19 protein-coding genes and 1 tRNA gene are annotated in these 16,451 nt (G+C 44.5%); 11 read left to right on the top strand and 9 right to left on the bottom strand.

The features are described 5' to 3' along the window. Positions 1 to 320: 320 nt before the first annotated feature. Complete coding sequence (gene aroB, locus P2W76_RS11690) at positions 321 to 1,376, bottom strand: 3-dehydroquinate synthase (protein WP_276348007.1); 1,056 nt, start codon at positions 1,374 to 1,376, stop codon at positions 321 to 323. After that, on the bottom strand, positions 1,373 to 1,579 hold the full coding sequence (locus P2W76_RS11685) for an RNA-binding S4 domain-containing protein (RefSeq protein WP_276348006.1): 207 nt from the start codon (positions 1,577 to 1,579) through the stop codon (positions 1,373 to 1,375). The genes aroB and P2W76_RS11685 overlap by 4 nt, the downstream gene beginning before the upstream one ends. A 230-nt stretch (positions 1,580 to 1,809) precedes the next feature. On the opposite strand from P2W76_RS11685, the gene P2W76_RS11680 reads away from it, so the two are divergent. Further along, on the top strand, positions 1,810 to 3,045 hold the full coding sequence (locus P2W76_RS11680; RefSeq protein WP_276348005.1) for a proline dehydrogenase family protein: 1,236 nt from the start codon (positions 1,810 to 1,812) through the stop codon (positions 3,043 to 3,045). A gap of 48 nt (positions 3,046 to 3,093) precedes the next feature. On the opposite strand, the gene P2W76_RS11675 is transcribed toward P2W76_RS11680, so the two are convergent. The 4 genes from P2W76_RS11675 to P2W76_RS11660 form a co-directional block, all read right to left on the bottom strand. Then, positions 3,094 to 3,408, bottom strand: a complete 315-nt coding sequence (locus P2W76_RS11675) for a phosphoribosylpyrophosphate synthetase (protein ID WP_276348004.1) — start codon at positions 3,406 to 3,408, stop codon at positions 3,094 to 3,096. Positions 3,409 to 3,582: 174 nt separating this feature from the next. Continuing rightward, positions 3,583 to 4,230: an HAD family phosphatase gene (locus P2W76_RS11670; protein ID WP_276348003.1), complete on the bottom strand. Its 648-nt coding sequence runs from the start codon at positions 4,228 to 4,230 to the stop codon at positions 3,583 to 3,585. A gap of 106 nt (positions 4,231 to 4,336) precedes the next feature. Next, complete coding sequence (locus P2W76_RS11665) at positions 4,337 to 4,588, bottom strand: hypothetical protein (RefSeq protein WP_276348002.1); 252 nt, start codon at positions 4,586 to 4,588, stop codon at positions 4,337 to 4,339. A gap of 65 nt (positions 4,589 to 4,653) precedes the next feature. Beyond that, the gene (locus tag P2W76_RS11660) at positions 4,654 to 5,184 is read right to left on the bottom strand and encodes a hypothetical protein (protein WP_276348001.1); all 531 of its coding nucleotides are present in this window, start codon (positions 5,182 to 5,184) and stop codon (positions 4,654 to 4,656) included. A gap of 246 nt (positions 5,185 to 5,430) precedes the next feature. Between P2W76_RS11660 and P2W76_RS11655 the strand changes: the two genes are divergently transcribed. From P2W76_RS11655 to P2W76_RS11645, 3 genes are all read left to right on the top strand, one after another. Then, positions 5,431 to 5,504: transfer RNA gene (locus tag P2W76_RS11655), tRNA-Ile, on the top strand. A 262-nt stretch (positions 5,505 to 5,766) separates the two neighbouring features. Further along, positions 5,767 to 6,987 (top strand): site-specific integrase, encoded by a 1,221-nt coding sequence (locus tag P2W76_RS11650; RefSeq protein ID WP_276348000.1) that lies wholly within the window; start codon positions 5,767 to 5,769, stop codon positions 6,985 to 6,987. A gap of 39 nt (positions 6,988 to 7,026) precedes the next feature. Further along, on the top strand, positions 7,027 to 8,019 hold the full coding sequence (locus tag P2W76_RS11645) for a PDDEXK nuclease domain-containing protein (protein WP_276347999.1): 993 nt from the start codon (positions 7,027 to 7,029) through the stop codon (positions 8,017 to 8,019). Between the two features lie 61 nt (positions 8,020 to 8,080). Here P2W76_RS11645 and P2W76_RS11640 read toward each other — a convergent pair whose 3' ends face one another. Continuing rightward, on the bottom strand, positions 8,081 to 8,866 hold the full coding sequence (locus P2W76_RS11640; RefSeq protein ID WP_276347998.1) for a hypothetical protein: 786 nt from the start codon (positions 8,864 to 8,866) through the stop codon (positions 8,081 to 8,083). A 240-nt stretch (positions 8,867 to 9,106) separates the two neighbouring features. Between P2W76_RS11640 and P2W76_RS11635 the strand changes: the two genes are divergently transcribed. From P2W76_RS11635 to mobC, 7 genes are all read left to right on the top strand, one after another. After that, positions 9,107 to 9,286, top strand: coding sequence for a hypothetical protein (locus P2W76_RS11635; protein ID WP_276347997.1), 180 nt, complete (start codon positions 9,107 to 9,109; stop codon positions 9,284 to 9,286). A gap of 85 nt (positions 9,287 to 9,371) precedes the next feature. After that, entirely contained in the window at positions 9,372 to 9,704 is a 333-nt protein-coding gene (locus tag P2W76_RS11630; protein WP_276347996.1) for a helix-turn-helix domain-containing protein, read from the top strand. A gap of 370 nt (positions 9,705 to 10,074) precedes the next feature. Beyond that, positions 10,075 to 10,680: a ParA family protein gene (locus P2W76_RS11625; protein WP_276347995.1), complete on the top strand. Its 606-nt coding sequence runs from the start codon at positions 10,075 to 10,077 to the stop codon at positions 10,678 to 10,680. Positions 10,681 to 10,752: 72 nt separating this feature from the next. Continuing rightward, the gene (locus P2W76_RS11620) at positions 10,753 to 11,010 is read left to right on the top strand and encodes a hypothetical protein (protein ID WP_276347994.1); all 258 of its coding nucleotides are present in this window, start codon (positions 10,753 to 10,755) and stop codon (positions 11,008 to 11,010) included. A gap of 175 nt (positions 11,011 to 11,185) precedes the next feature. Beyond that, positions 11,186 to 11,608, top strand: a complete 423-nt coding sequence (locus P2W76_RS11615) for a plasmid mobilization relaxosome protein MobC (RefSeq protein ID WP_276347993.1) — start codon at positions 11,186 to 11,188, stop codon at positions 11,606 to 11,608. Then, on the top strand, positions 11,563 to 12,789 hold the full coding sequence (locus tag P2W76_RS11610; RefSeq protein ID WP_276347992.1) for a relaxase/mobilization nuclease domain-containing protein: 1,227 nt from the start codon (positions 11,563 to 11,565) through the stop codon (positions 12,787 to 12,789). The genes P2W76_RS11615 and P2W76_RS11610 overlap by 46 nt, the downstream gene beginning before the upstream one ends. A 4-nt stretch (positions 12,790 to 12,793) precedes the next feature. Next, on the top strand, positions 12,794 to 14,806 hold the full coding sequence (gene mobC / locus P2W76_RS11605) for a conjugal transfer protein MobC (RefSeq protein WP_276348375.1): 2,013 nt from the start codon (positions 12,794 to 12,796) through the stop codon (positions 14,804 to 14,806). Between the two features lie 114 nt (positions 14,807 to 14,920). Here mobC and P2W76_RS11600 read toward each other — a convergent pair whose 3' ends face one another. Both P2W76_RS11600 and P2W76_RS11595 read right to left on the bottom strand, forming a co-directional pair. Beyond that, on the bottom strand, positions 14,921 to 15,949 hold the full coding sequence (locus P2W76_RS11600) for a hypothetical protein (protein ID WP_276347991.1): 1,029 nt from the start codon (positions 15,947 to 15,949) through the stop codon (positions 14,921 to 14,923). Positions 15,950 to 16,124: 175 nt separating this feature from the next. Then, on the bottom strand, positions 16,125 to 16,430 hold the full coding sequence (locus P2W76_RS11595; RefSeq protein WP_090699859.1) for a phosphoribosylpyrophosphate synthetase: 306 nt from the start codon (positions 16,428 to 16,430) through the stop codon (positions 16,125 to 16,127). Positions 16,431 to 16,451: the final 21 nt, after the last annotated feature.

Below are 16,451 nucleotides of genomic sequence, written 5' to 3'. Positions count from 1 at the left end.
ATTTCTCTTTGTCAAGATAAAAATGAAAATATTATTTGCTACTGCGGCCGCCCCGGGGGAGTTATACGTTCTACGTGATACGTTGTACGTTTCTAAACGCTGTGTTATCCGCCCGGGGGAAAGTGATAAGTTTTACGTGATACGTTGTACGTTTCTAAACGCTCTGTTATCCGCCCGGGGAAAGTGATAAGTTTTACGTGATACGTTGTACGTTTCTAAACGCTCTGTTATCCGCCCGGGGGAAAGTGATAAGTTTTACGTTATACGTTGTACGTTTCTAAACGCTCTGTTATCCGCCCAGACGTAAAACGTACAACGTATCACTTAGAACTATAATAGTCCAGGCTCTCGAATATCTCCTCTTCCGTACAAAAAACATCAAACCCACACGTTCCGATTTCACTCAATAAAGAAAAACTGATATTCCCCCCGCTATTCTTCTTATCATTCTTCATGATGTCGAGCAGGGCGGGGTAGGTTTCTTTTTTAAGATTGTACACAGGGTACACTGCCCTTATCGCGGCTACAGTTTCATCCAGGTCTGCCTGGCTCAGCCCATTTTTCTTAAATGAAAGATAAGCTTCGCATATAAAACCAATAGCTATAGCTTCTCCGTGTAAAAGCGGAGAATGACCATGGCTTAATGAATAGCTTTCAACCGCGTGCCCGATGGTATGGCCGAAATTGAGGATCTTGCGCAATCCTTTTTCGAAGGGATCTTCTTTAACAACTTCGTTCTTTATTTCAACAGACCTGTAGATAATGTCGTCATTCAGGCCTTCAGGTCCCGCGGTTCTTACTTTTTCGAAGAGCGAACGGTCATAGATTAAGCCATGTTTAATTACCTCTGCGAATCCCGACCGGATCTCTCGCTCGTCAAGGGTACTAAGGAAACCGGTGTGTATAAAAACTGCTTTAGGCTGGGTGAATGTGCCTATGATATTTTTTACACTGTCCATGTCAATGCCCGTCTTTCCGCCTACCGAGGCGTCAACCTGCGAAAGCAAGGTAGTAGGAACCTGCACAAAATCAATTCCCCGTTTAAATGTAGACGCAGCAAATCCTCCCATGTCGGTTATTACCCCTCCACCCAGATTTATCATCAGACTGCTCCGCTCGGCACCAAAATCAAGAAGCATCCTCCAGATGCCTATACAGAAGTCTATATTTTTATTTTCTTCACCGGGAGTTACCTCGATCAGGTCGTAATCAATGTCCTTTAAAACATCCTGGACTGCGGGCAGGCAGTGAATCTCTGTATTGCTGTCGGCCAGTATAAAAACTTTAGAGTAATTGTTCTCAGAAATGAAATTGTTTAACTCTCCGAGACTGTCCTGAAAATAGATAGGGTAACTTATACTGCTGATAGGCTTCATTGTACATTTATTTTTGTGCCATTGAATTCAATGATATCCCCGCGACGTACTTTTAACCGTTTACGATAATCCACCTCACCGTTACATTTCACCAATCCATCTAAAACAACCATCTGGGCTTCGCCGCCGCTTGCGACAAGGTTTGTTGCCTTGAGCAGTTGGATAAGCTGGATAAATTCTCCCTCTAATTTGAAATCAAGCATGGGGGCAAAGTTAGGAAATAGGAGTAAAGAATAAGGAACAAAGAACAAAGACTGCATAAATACCAATCGAACGAGGCTGGATGGAAAAGAAGAACTATCGTACGGCCAGTTTTGACGTCTTGTAGACGTCTTTGCTCTTTAATCTTTGTTCCCGCCTCAAATCCCATCTCTTGCTTCTCGTCTTTCGCATCTCGTTTCTCGTTTCTCGCTTCCATTGCTATCTTTGTCCAATGCACAATCCTGATGCTAACCAATTAAGACCATCCAACGGGTCGCCCGACTTCGATAATACAGAAATTGCCTTCAGAGGGAAATCAAATTCCGATCTGCGGCGTGCCTATTGGCTGTTTAAGATCATCAGCGTGAGGCTGCTTACCACGATCGGTCCGCCGCTGACGAGGTTTGCGATGTTCATCCATTTACCAATAAAGCCCCTGATTAAAGCTACCATATTCAAGCATTTTTGCGGCGGTGAAACCATTGAAGAATGTGAAGCGACCATTAGTCAGCTGCATAAGGGAAGGGTAGGTTCGATCCTGGATTATTCTGTGGAAGGGGAAGACGATGAAAAGGCTTTTGAGGCTACCTGCGAAGAGATCGTAAATACTATAAACCGTGCCGACGGCGATGCCCGTATTCCGCTTACCGTATTTAAAGTTACAGGCCTGGGCAGGTTCGACCTTATAGCGAAACGGGATGCCAGGGGAGCACTTAATGAAGCTGAGAAAGCTGAGTTCGGGAGAGTTTCAAACCGGATAAACAGGATATGTTCCCTGGCCCATGAAAAAAGTGTAAGAGTGATGATCGATGCGGAAGAAACCTGGATCCAGGATAGTATCGATGAGCTGGCACTGGAAATGATGCGGCGGTATAACCAGAATCAACCAATCGTTTACAATACCTACCAGCTATACCGCAGTAACGTACTGGAATGTCTCAAGGAAGACACCAAGCTGGCTTTTACCGAAGGGTTTATTTTAGGAGCAAAATTAGTTCGCGGGGCATACATGGAAAAGGAGAGGAAGAGAGCAATTGAAATGGCTTATCCATCTCCCATAAACGCTACGAAAGAAGAAACGGACCAGGATTATAATGACGCCCTGAGATTCTGCGTAAGCCATCTCAATACCCTTGCTTTCGTAGCGGGCACTCATAATGAAGAGAGCTGCCGCTTACTTGCTGAGCTTCTGGATAAAAAGAAGATCAAGCATGATCACGATCACGTTTATTTCTCTCAGCTGTTAGGCATGAGCGATAATTTGAGCTTTAACCTCGCCGCCTCCGGGTACAACGTCGCAAAATACGTGCCTTACGGCCCTGTGAAAGCAGTTATGCCCTATTTGTTCCGCCGGGCGGAAGAGAATACTTCAGTCGCCGGGCAAATGGGGCGCGAGTTGAAGCTTATTGTGAAGGAACAGAGGCGAAGATCCCCGCGAAAGCGGGGGACCTCTATACCACGCCCGTAAAATTGCAGCGCAATTCAAAATTTAAATTCGAATCCTCATACCCGATACCTACTCCGGTACCGGAGTATCGAGCTTTCTTAACAGGTCATCCGCATTCTCGTCTGCATAAGTGCCGTAAGCATTGATGAGTGTCCCCTTTACATCGTGATGCAGTGCCCTGATGGCATACAAGATTGAGTTATCGTCAGGGTCGCTGGCACCTTCAAAGCGGTATACTTTTACTATCTCGAATTCTTTCGGGCTTAAGGTGATATCACCACTTTTAAGTTCGTTATTGTGGATGTTGAAATCATGGGTATAACCCTCGGCTTTCAACTTATTTAAGGTTCCCACAAGTGTCGGTTGTTCTATTGGATTTGCCATAATACCTGGATAACAGGACTCGTTGGAGAAATGTTTTAGATCCCAAAAGAACAATTCTCTATCCTCAGTCCGCCCGCTCCGGCGGGGTATATTGACCCTTGTTGCCCGTGTAATAGTCGACGGAGCTTGGTTCTTGCCTCCCGCGTCCATGCTTCCTGCTTCTTATCCTTTGCATTACTCCCTGCTTAAAAGCCCTGACGAATACATATACTCCTCCAATGTCTCGTCAGCAGTTAATAAATGCGTGTTCAGTCCCAGGCTTGCGGCCGTCCGGATATGCTGCGGACTGTCGTCAATAAACAAGGTTTCTGCCGGTTTAAGATCATGGGCATCCAGAACGAACTGAAATATGTCAGCATTTGGTTTACGCATTTTCATGAGATGCGAGTAATAGTCCTTCTCAAAGAAAACCTCATTTGAAGGCAGGTGAAATTCGTTCTTGAGGTATTCCATAATCCATTTATAATGGATCTCGTTGTTGTTGCTGAGTAAAAAAGTACGGTATTTCTTCTTTGCTGAAAGTAAAAGATCGTGATTCCCGGGAGTTATACCGATTAACAGCGTATTCCAGGCCCGGTCGATCTGCTCATCAGTCAGGTCAGGTTTTTCGGTGATCCGGCGAATGCCGTCTCTGAATTCCGCAGAGGAAATAAGCCCTTGTTCGAATTTGTCAAAAAGTGGGTCGTGACCCGTATGCGCGAAAAAACGTTCGACGTTTTTTATTCCAAGTTCAGTAAAGCTGTGCTGAGTGCGTTTAAAGTCGATCATGAAGATCACATTGCCGTAGTCGAAGATGATGTTTTTAATTTCCTTTAGGTTCATTCTATATCTTAGTATAACTGTGCTTATATCACTGCAGAGGCGCTAAGTTATGGATTTGAACCAGCATGTGCCAGCTCTGTCAATCCCATAAGGATTGTTATTTATATCAATTCAGAGCAGCGATTGCTTTTGAGATCTCAGGCCGGTCTGATGCCTTTTGAGTGGAGATATTTATTAATCTCTGCTCGATTTTACCTTGCTTAAATAAGATCCAGGCTTCGGCAGAAATTAGCTGAATCTTCACCTGGCTCGCCTCGTAAGCTTGCCCCCGGTTTGTCAGGGTATCATGAGTGACACATAGGTAGCACACCATGGTAATTGCTTCTTCATGAGAAGGTTTGATCCTATAAGTTACCAATAATTTAACAATAAAAAAGCCGCCCCTGACTAGGGGGCGGCCTTCACTATCAACCTAAACAATCATTATTTCATTTTGCGACCAACGGCAGTAGGTTTGCCGGACCCGGCTGGTCTGGCAGCTTTACCAGGATTGCCTGTGTAACCACCGCGCTGGATCCTGTCACCGCCTCTTCCATTTGTGCGGGCCACTCCGCTCACTGCCTCACCTTTCTCCCTTCCCTGAAGATCAGTACCTCTCGTGGTACCGCTTACATTGCCGCCATGGTTATCCTTCCCGGTTGATCCGTTCAGCAAGCCGTCGTCATTACGGTCCATGTCGCGCTCAGCTTTACGGGCTTCTTTGCGCGCCATTTTATCAGCTTTGCGGGCTTCCTTTTCCTCCGGAGAAAAAACCCCGTCCTGATTTACGTCATATACACTGTGATCAGCATCGTCTTTATCAGACTTATCTTTCCTGGTTTTATCTTTCGCCTCACGGTCGGAATTCTGTTCCATAGGCTCGTGCTGCTTGTTTTTATTCTTGCCATTGTTCGTTTGTGCAAAAGCAGTTACTGTAAATAATGCGATTGCAGCTGAAAGAATTAACTTTTTCATAGTTTATTTTTTAGTTTAATATAAAGGTAGGAAGGCAAGATGAAGAGAAGGTGAAGATTTTCAACGGCTGTTTCCCTGTTGTGAATTCTGACACAAGAACGACATTTCGATTGTCACTAGGCTATATGGCCCCTCCCTGGAACGAATTCAAACTTTTGCAAATTCTATTTTAGAATTACGGGGGATTTGTGTAAAATTGCAGCCTTAATCAACAACCCGGCTTTGCTTCAGCCACGCCGGGCAAAGGCGCCCATAGCTCAGTTGGTTAGAGTAGAAGACTCATAATCTTTTGGTCCCTGGTTCGAGCCCAGGTGGGCGCACCTAGTACGAATTCAAAGTCGTACGAAACCCTGTAAACTACTTGATTTACAGGGTTTTTTATTTAATTCCCTTTCAAACAACTACAAAGAAATTCAAGGTTCTCGGTACCTATTCGGATACCTGTTTTCGGTTTTTACCTTTGAGGTACCAAAAAGTGGTTTAATGATCTAATATACAGATAATTACGCCAAATACTTTCAGGGAAAACGCTGTCAATCAGGATGGAACAAAAGAATTTGAAAACCTGAAAAATTGAATTTTATGAAAACATCACAGTCGTTTGGAGTGCACTTTACAGTCAGAGCAGATAAAGTGAAAGATGGGAAAGCCCCGATTTATGCGAGGATTACCGTGAATGGTCAGCGGATCTCCATGGCCTTGAAGAAAACAGTTGAACTTTCCAGTTGGGATGCAGCACGGGGTCATGCAAAGGGAGTTCGTGGAGAAATTAAATCCTTAAACAGTTATCTGGAAGAGGTTCGCCTCGCATTAGGCAACTGTTATCAAAATCTCGTCCTTAAGGGAAAGATGGTGTCTGCGGATATGGTGAAGGATGGGTTTCTTGGAACGTCCGAGGAGGCGCATAGCCTGAGCGAATTGGTTGAATATCACAATCACAGTGCGACGAGTACGCTGAAATGGAGCACCTTAAAACACTATTACGTTACGCAGCGGTATTTAGTGAAATTCCTTCAGGCTCAGCACAAATCCACCGATATCTATCTCCATGAACTCAACTACAAGTTCATCCAGGACTTTGAGACATACCTGCGTAACCACAAGCCAAAGGATCATCAAAAGCCGCTGAATAATAACGGTGTGATGAAGCATATCATCCGGCTAAAGAAGATGGTTCATATGGCTATCAGACTGGAATGGATGACTAAAGATCCTTTTACTAATTACCGGTTGAAAATCCTGAAGGTTAACCGTGAGCATCTTTCTGAACGAGAGCTTGCCGTGATAACAGAGAAAGAATTTTTGATCGAACGTATTGATATGGTCCGGGATCTATTTGTGTTCTGCTGCTATACTGGCTTGACCTATGTCGATGTCATCAATTTAACACCGGATAATATCGTAGAGGCGTCGGACGGTGAACTTTGGATTCGTACCTGCCGGCAAAAGACCGATATCCCGGTCAATACCCCTATACTCCCAGAGGCGATACGGATATTAAAAAAGTATAAAGGACATGTGCGTTCATTGGCGAACAATAGTATTTTCCCTGTGATCTCTAACCAGAAAGTGAATAGCTACCTGAAAGAAATCGCCGACCTGTGTGGGATAAAAAAGAACGTCACCTTTCATCTGGCCAGGCACACGTTCGCTACGACCGTCACGCTTTCTAACGGCGTTCCTATTGAAACCGTCAGTAAAATGCTTGGGCACACTAAAATAGCGACCACACAGATTTATGCAAAGGTATTGGAAAAGAAGATCAGTGAAGACATGGCTGCCCTAAAGCGAAGGTTGGCCTGAACTATACTAATTGAGTAAGGACTTTTAAAGCGAATAGTTATGCAGTTCGACAACAAAATTATAGAGGATATCAAGTCTATCATAGCTTCCTCACGCCAGAGGGCGGTACAAGCGGTAGATCAGGAACGTGTTGTGATGTACTGGAACCTTGGACAGCGGATCTTCGAAGAAGAGCAGGGAGGTAAAGACCGCGCAACTTACGGTGATCAGCTGATCAAATTCCTGTCCTCAGCACTTCAACCTGAGTTCGGATCGGGGTTTTCAACGAGGAACCTCAACTTGTTCCGGCAATTTTACCGCACATTCCCAATTGTGCACGCACTGCGTTCACAATTGACCTGGACCCATTACAGGAAATTAATCAGCCTTGAATCCGAAGACCAAAGGAGCTTTTACATAGCTGAAACGGAAAAAAACAACTGGTCGGCGCGACAATTAGAGCGACAGGTAGACAGCCATTTATATGAACGACTGCTGTTGAGCAATGACAAAGAAAGTGTGCTTGCTGTAGCCCGGAAAGAAAAGAACCCGTCTGATGCTAAGGAAATTATAAAGGATCCGATGGTGCTGGAATTCCTGGGTTTGAAACGGGAATCTTCCTACTATGAACGTGATCTGGAGAGCGCCCTGATTACCCATCTACAGGATTTTCTTCTGGAGCTTGGCAACGGGTTCGCCTTCATCGCCAGGCAAAAACGTATCCACCTGGATGGCGACGATTTCTTTGTCGACCTGGTACTTTACAACCGTCTCCTCCAATGTTTTGTCATCGTGGAGATCAAAACCGGGAAATTGACGCATCAGGATATCGGCCAGTTGCAGATGTACGTGAACTACTACGATCGGATGGAAAAGATGCCGCACGAAAATCCGACGATAGGCATATTGTTATGTGCGGATAAGAATAACTCGGTCGTAAAGTTTTCCCTACCGGAAGATAACCGGCACATCATTGCCAGCAAATACGAGTTATACCTCCCGTCCGAAGAGCAACTTTTGAAAGAGCTTGAAAGGGAAATAGATAAAAAATAAGATGAGAACATTTGAACTCGGCGGCGCGTGGCCTGCCGAGTTTTTGCGCTATACTCTCCCTCTAGTTGAGGTTCAGCCCCAGCTTGTCAGCATCGCTGTCTAACGTAATAAAACGATGCACTAAAAAAGCCTCAATTAAAGAAAGTGCGTAGTCCCGATCGATTGGCAACATATCGGGTTTTAGAACTTCATCAATGTACTGTTCAGGGTTCCATAATTTGCGCACTAATCCAGGATGTCTGGGTTCCATCATTTGCAGTAAATCCTCGAATTTTTCGTTTGCTACTTTAATTGCGGCGTTACGATCTGTTCCAACCAATGGTAAGGCAGAAATTTGCACAGTAATTTTCTTTTTTTTTGTCTTGATTATTTGATTTTCCTTTGAAAGATGTTCGTTTTCTTTCCCTAGTCGGTAATCTATGCTATCACTTTGATGGCCATCCACGTTGGCAAAGACCGCTTTGAAAATATCCAGTTTAAAGTCGTCATCAAATTGAAAACCTTTATCACGTTCTTCACCCGAAATATAAATATCCCATTCCATAACACTGATCTTATGCATGTTGTCAAATAGAAGTTTCGACAATTCTAATGCTGAAGGAGAAGCTTTCAGCATATCTGTCCATTTTCTAAATCCCGCCAATTGCGCAATGTAGTGCTGAGCGTTCATAAGGGTAAAATTTTCTTCATCGATATCGTAATCGAGAGCTAATGCATCTACATCGAAAAACTTTGGCGTATACTCATAAAGGTCGTGGCCATAAGCGTGATCGAAATAAGACTTTTGGGTTTTAAAATCTTTGTGAAGATTTTTTGCTTGGAGTTTGAAGTACTCAATTGTTTTCATAATACATTCCTGTTATACCAACTAATTATCCAGAGTTTTGCGTTCGTAATCTTGTTTGGATAATAAGCAGGTAGGTTTGCATTATTAAACTATTGGCTGATGAAATCTTTGCACGAACGGGCAAGCTTGCCAATAAGCATATACAATTATAAGCATAAAATTCTATTTCAAAGTTCTCATGCAGGTCTGCAAAGCCGTTCGAGATAAGTGCCCTAAAGAGCACCTCGTTTAACTCATATCTTGCTAAGACTTGTTAATCATAATAGCATAGCTCTTCCTCAGATCATCTATCTGGGGGCTGCGTCGGTAGCCGCACCGGGCTGTACACGAGTAGTCCTGGTGGCAGCGCCACCTGTGGGCTACTCTCTTCCCATCCCTGCCCCGGTCTATCATTCCGGCCTGCCCAATTCATCATCCTAATGATAAAAATTTTTCAGCCCTCGGTAACGAGGCATGAAATACAGTAACGCCCGCTTCTCAACTTTGTCTTCCAAACTCTATTACTATGGGAGCAACAGACAACAAAAGAACCGATGAAAGAAAGCCACGATTCTTTCGCGAACAATTGGTAACGGTTGAGGACCTTCTTGATTTCCGTGACGCTTTATTGAATGACTTGCGAAAGCTTATCGCTGCTAGTTCTGGAGGCAAAGCGAAGAAATGGTTGAAGGCAGCTGAAGTGCAGGATCTTCTCCGGATATCGGCAGGCAAGCTTCAATACTTACGGGACACGGGTGTGATCCCGTTTACCAAACTGGGCGGAGTTACTTATTACGATTCTGAAGAGATCGACGAGATCATGAAGCGTCCAGGTAACAACCAAATGAAGTTGGTGTGAGACGCAAGGCGAAACGGCGGCCATTGGAAACTATGATTTCGGAGAGGCAATCGTCTCCGGGATTCGGGACTGACATGCCGCCTCTAGTTACGCACATCATGATTTACTTTTCACAGAAAGGCCTAACGGATTCGGAAGCCGAAGTATTTTTTAGCGAATACCACTCACGTCGTTGGAAGACCGCTCGCGGAACGCCGGTACGGAACTGGAAAGTGCTGGCCTCCGATTGGATTTTCGACAGACGGCAGGAGAAAAAATTGCGGCAGCGCCAATCATTATTTTTTTAAAAATTATCAGTCGGGGGAATTCGTGCCAAATACTTATGTAAATACAGTAATCTACAATTCCATAAATCTAAAAATCTATAATTATGGCAAGTATCATCACAATCGCTCACCAAAAAGGTGGCGTCGGAAAAAGCACCCTGGCAGTAAACCTCGCTCTGTGCTTTCAGGATCAGCTCAATGTGGCTTTGGTGGACACGGACCTTCAGGGAAGCCTTTATCATAGTCGTGAAGAGTTTCCCGGTTTACACATTATTGGTGCCGATCACCTGCGGGACATTGCTGACCTGCCTCATGATCTGGTTCTCGTAGACACACCGCCGTACCTGTCGAATAAACTGCCTGATTTGTTCATGCATTCCAGCTTCATCTTAGTGCCCACCAAAGCTGGCTTTTTTGATGTCATGGCCATCCGTTCTACCCTGGCGCTTGTTCAGGACGCGCAGGCGCGAAACCGAAATCTAAAAGCAGGGGTAGTGCTCAATATGATCAAGCCACGATCTGGCATAACCGCCGACGTAGCCACTTTGATTGAAACATTGGGGACACCGCTTTTAAGTACCCGAATTCACGACCGCGTGAGCATCGCCCGATCTTCAATCACCTCTGGCATCTTGCGAAGCACCGACCAAAAAGCCAAAGACGAGATCACTTCCCTGGCGGAGGAGATCGTCGGACGCATTACTACATAAATATAGACATCTAGACATGCAGCTTTACAGAAATACAGTTTTCTAGATAGCTGTAATTACATAAATAAAGACATGCAGGATTACAAAAGTAAGTTGGGCAGTCTGGCAGACAAGCTGAAAAACGATCAGCCGAAAACACCTATTCAGGAGGTTCATCCGGTGAAAGCAACCACACCTATTAAGAGCGTCGAAGTGCAACTCAATACCTGGATACCCAAGTCCTTATTGAAGAGGATTAAGGCATATGGACTAGAGCAGGATCTTTCACTGAAGGAGATCAACATCCAGGCGCTTGAGCTATTCCTGGAGTATGAAAATAAAGGAAAGTGAATACTTAGCAGCAACTCCCCGAGACTACGGAAATGAGTTATAGGTCAGATCAGACCGCCTCTTCGAAGCAGTCAGCAAGATGTACGATTGTCGGACAATCGAATCTTGCCCTACCTTCCAAAGTCAGTCGGGGCCACTGAAAATCCTCCGAAGTCGGATTTTTTAAACTACAGTTATGAACGAGCGATCAATTAACAAGACCAGGAAAATAACGGTACGATTCGGCCCTGAAGAGTTCGATCAGGTCGAAAGCCGATACAAGAAAACCACCTTCCGGAAGCTGAGTGAATATGTCAGGGCTACACTTTTGAACAAGCCGCAAATGGTCACTTATAGGGACCGATCAATGGACGAACTACTTGAAGAACTCATTCTTCTTCGGCGAGAACTCAACGCCGTCGGCAACAACTTTAATCAAGCAGTTCATAAGCTGAATGCTGCGCAAGACCTGCCGGAGGCTAAATTCTGGCTGTCGATGATCAGTACGTTGAGAGACAATCTTGAGCCGCAGGTCGGAGCCATTAAAGAACGGATCACCCAATTCTCGGAACAATGGTCGCAAAAATTATCAGTGGCAAAAGCCTCATCGGTGCATTGAACTACAATGAAAAGAAGGTGACGCAGGGAAAGGCCCGGCTTATCTCCGAGAATGGGTATGCAAAAGACATTGATAAAATGAACTTTTACGACAAGCTGCTTCGGTTAACGGACCTGGCCGAACGGAATGCGCGAGTAGTAACCAATACAGTTCATATCTCCCTGAACTTTGATCCGGGGGAACGAATAGATACTAATCGGCTTACCGCAATTTCACAAGATTATATGCAGCGGATCGGTTTTGGCCATCAACCTTTCTTAGTATATCAGCATAACGATGCTGGGCATCCTCATATCCATATCGTGACCACTAATATTACGACGAGAGGTGAGCGGATCAGCCTCCACAATTTGGGCCGAACGAAATCCGAAGAAGCGCGCCAGGCAATTGAAAAGGAGTACGGGTTAGTACAGGCCGAAAGTAAAACCCGGAACCTCCGGCCTGAACGCGCACAGTTGCAAAAGGCAGAATATGGGAAGATCGATACCAAGCGGGCAATCACCAACATCGTAAATGAGGTAATCCACACCTATCGTTTTACCAGTATCCCGGAGCTAAACGCCGTGCTGAATCAATACAACGTGACAGCAGATCAGGGATCGAAGGACTCAAGGATGTTTCAGAAAAATGGCTTGGTGTATTGGATCACCGACGATCGCGGACGAAAGCTTGGTGTGCCGATCAAGGCCAGCAGTATCTATGGTAAGCCAACCTTGAAGAAGTTAGACGAACGTTTCCAACTCAATCAGGCGATGAGGAAACCGATGCGGGAACAAATGAAAGTCCGCATCGACAAGGTGATTGCTTCTAAACCCACCAAAAAGCAATTCAGCATAGACTTGGGACGTGAGGGAGTTTACGTAGTATTTCGGGCGAATGATGAAGGCCGGCTTTACGGGATCACTTTTGTAGACCACCGAAGCAAATGCGTATTCAACGGTAGTGATTTGGGAAAAGAATATAGTGCGTCTGCTCTATCAGGCAAGTTCCGGCAGCCATATCCGTCGGAGACCGCCGAAAGGTTCGAAAGGCTGCAGCCTGTTAGATCACAATCCAACCACGAACCTGATGAAACCAAAGAAGATTCAATAATAACAGATCTGCTAAAAACCGAACATGCCGGAGGAGATGGGCTTGCCGCATATAAGCGGAGGAAGAAACGCAAACGATTTAATCTATAAAGCCATGCACACAGGAGAAAACGAACAGGCCTTGCGTAAGATCACCGATTTCACGAGGCTATTAAGCATCGCCATATTAGCCATCCATTTTTACTTTTTCTGTCATACCGCATTCGCGGCCTGGGGATTAACCGCGGAGATTGTAGACAAGGTGATAGCAACGGTCGTCAGGCTGAGCATATTTAAAACATCGGTCGCTTCAAAAGCCGCTGCATTGCTTTTACTGGTGGTATCCTTATTTGGTGTGAAGGGAAAGAAAAACGAGAAAATCAGCCCTCGCAGTGTAACAGCTTATTGTATCTGTGGGCTCGCCCTTTACGGATTAAGCGAACTAATGCCGCCATCCTCCAGACGGAGCGATGTCGCCGCACTAGCGTATATGATAAGTGTGGCAATTGGGTACATTCTTATCCTCACTGGCGGTACACAAGTGACCCGTTTGTTAAAGCTGAATCTTGCTGGCGATATTTTTAACAAGGAAAACGAGACATTTCCACAGGAAGAGCGGTTACTGGAAAATGAGTATTCGATCAACCTGCCCGCCAAGTACAACCTAAAAGAAAGAGTCCGCGACAGCTGGATCAACATTATTAACCCCTTTCGCGGAAACCTAATACTCGGTACGCCGGGGTCAGGAAAATCTTATTTTGCCATCCGGCACGTGATCACCCAGCACATCCAGAAAGGTTTCAGTATGCTGATCTACGACTTCAAATACGACGACCTTACGAAAATTGCCTACAACACACTGCTCAAATATTCCGGCAAGTACCCAGTGAAACCGAGATTTTATATGGTCAACTTCGAGGATCTTTCTCGTACTCACCGATGCAATCCGTTAGATCCTGCGAGCATGACGGACATTACCGACGCCACGGAAGCCAGCCGGACAATCATGCTCGGGCTAAACCGTGAATGGATCAAAAAGCAAGGAGATTTCTTTGTAGAGTCACCAATCAATTTCGTAACGGCTATCATCTGGTATTTGCGTCGATACCGGGACGGCCGATATTGCACCCTGCCGCATGTGATAGAACTAATGCAGGCAGAGTATAAATATCTATTTGCCGTACTTAGGAAAGAGCCGGAGATAGAGGTACTGATTAATCCCTTTATTTCTGCCTGGAGAAATGAAGCCTATGATCAGCTAGAAGGCCAGGTGGCGAGTGCCAAGATTTCCATGGCTCGCCTTGCTTCGCCGCAGCTTTATTATGTCTTGTCCGGTAACGATTTTACGCTGGACCTGAATAACCCGAACGAGCCAAAAATTATCTGTATGGGTAACAACCCTATGAAACAGCAGGTGTACGGGGCGGTGCTCAGCCTGTATATTTCCCGAACAATCAAGCTTGTGAATCAGAAAGGAAAACTAAAAAGCAACCTGATCTTCGATGAATTCCCAACCATTTATTTTAATAACATTGACAGCCTGATTGCAACCGCTCGCTCAAATAAGGTTGCCACTACTTTGGCAGTCCAGGATTATAGCCAGCTAAAAAAGGATTACGGACGCGAACAGGCCGAGGTTATCATGAATATCGTGGGAAACATCATTGCAGGGCAAGTGAGTGGTGATACGGCTAAACAACTTTCAGAACGTTTCGGTAAAATTATGCAACAGCGGCAAAGTGTGTCTATTAACAGTTCAGATACCTCCGTTAGTCATTCTACGCAGCTCGATTACGCCGTTCCGGGCTCGAAAATATCCGCCCTTTCTTCAGGGGAATTTGTTGGCTTGGTATCAGATGATCCTGATACAGCCATCGACTTAAAAGTTTTTCACTGTAGGATACAGAACGATCATCAGGCTATGAAGAGTGAAGAAGCCGCCTATCAGCCAATTCCTAAAATCCGCGAAATCGACCCAGAGATAATCCAACTGAGTTACCAGGAGATAAAGCAGGACATACGCGAGTTACTTCAGGCAGAATTAGAAGGCGGTCTTGAACATGCTTGTTCTGAGTTATCGCAAAAGCCGACAGAGGCTGCCAAATCTTCGAAACGTGTGCAGAGATAAGGGGTTACTGGTGCGGGACATAACCCGACGATCGTCGCTAAGGGCGACAGCCTTTTCAAACGAGAAGAAGGAAATGGGGAAATTCGATCAATCCTTTTAATTCAAGCTTCGGTGTCAGATCAATTTATATCTCACCATTTTGTCATCTTCCCAAACACAAATCACCTTACCGTTATTTAATAAATATACTCTGGGAGAAATTCCGGTTCCGATCTCAGCTGTCGTATTTTTTTTTAAATCCATGATTTTGATACTGTTCTTATCTTGCCACGCTACTATTGTTGTCGCTTTGCTTTGAGCCATACTAACATCCCGCCCTGGCCCCAGTTTTTGTTCAGGCTGGTCTTCAGACCAATAATATACATCACTATTGCGTCTCCATGCTGTTGAGGTTATTCCGTTGTCGCTAATTGTTAAACCGCCTCCATCCATCGGGCATGCGTTAAGACGCCATGTACCGGTTCCGGATTTTTTTGGGATTGCAAATGTCTTACCCTTGTTGGTTGAAACTGTATAATAAATATCCCTTGAACCCATCAGCCAGTTGCGGAAGCCAATTACCAGTTTGTTGTTATTATACGAAATATTGGGCTTGCAACACTCGCATACATGTTCATCTGGTGATTTATATACCATTAAATTTTCTGTCCATTTGGATGATTTGCCGCTCAGAGAGGAAAAAAAGATATTATTCTTTTTTTCAGATCTTATATCAAGCCAAGTGGCATAAAAACTATCATCTTTATCGGCAGTAAGAGCCATAAGCCCTTCGGCAGCTGACCCGCTTTTGTCATTCACATTAGCCAACTTGGTCCAGGTTTTATTTAAATGATTAAGTTTATAAGAATGAATATTGCCCTGTTTATCAATTGCAACTATCAAACTGTAGTTTTTTGAAGAAGCGATTTGCGGGCCTCTAGTGTGGCCTAAATGCATGCCCGTTAGTTGACCAACTAGCACCGGCTTTGAGAAGGATGCACCGTTATTTGCAGAGGTAATGCAATAAATTTTTTCTCCCTCGCCATAGGCAAGCCTTACAGTGCCTTTGGTATCAATTGCAACATTGGGTTGCTGACCCTTAATATCCGCAGCACTTATTTTAAACGGAATAATTAAAAGAAGGGAAAGTACTAATCTTATCATAGCTTGTTTATTAGATCCGTTTTAAAGATAACTTCTTATAGATTGTTAATGTTATAATTTCTGAATTTTAAGCAGAAGTAAGCCCTCAAAAGGAGGGCTTTACTTACACTCAATCAACTAAATCTAAACTTCTGCGCTTCACAAGCCTGACCTTCCTTTCTCCAAATCGGCGAAATTACTTTTCAACTCTTAGTTTTCTAGCCATTTCAGGTGTAATATTTTCTGCATACACACCATATGCATCTACCAGCATGCCTTTCAGGCTGTTATCGATTGCTGAAATCGCATATACAATGCTGTTATCAGCAGGGTCACTAGCACCTTCAAAACGATAATACTCATCTATAGTAAAATCTTCGGGATAAAGCTGTAAAGCTAAAGAAGGACATTCGATGCAAAAAGGTTTGAGATTCAAATTCTCAGTATAGCCCCGGCTTGTCAGGCTATTTATTGCCTGCGAAAGCGTATCGTAGTTTAACATAAATAATAATTTGACTGTAAA

The sequence above is a fragment of the Daejeonella sp. JGW-45 genome (assembly GCF_029360805.1).
In the GTDB taxonomy this organism is placed as follows: Bacteria; Bacteroidota; Bacteroidia; order Sphingobacteriales; family Sphingobacteriaceae; genus Daejeonella.
Note: the sequence above shows the minus strand (reverse complement) of the source record. Positions and strands in the feature narration are given on the sequence as shown.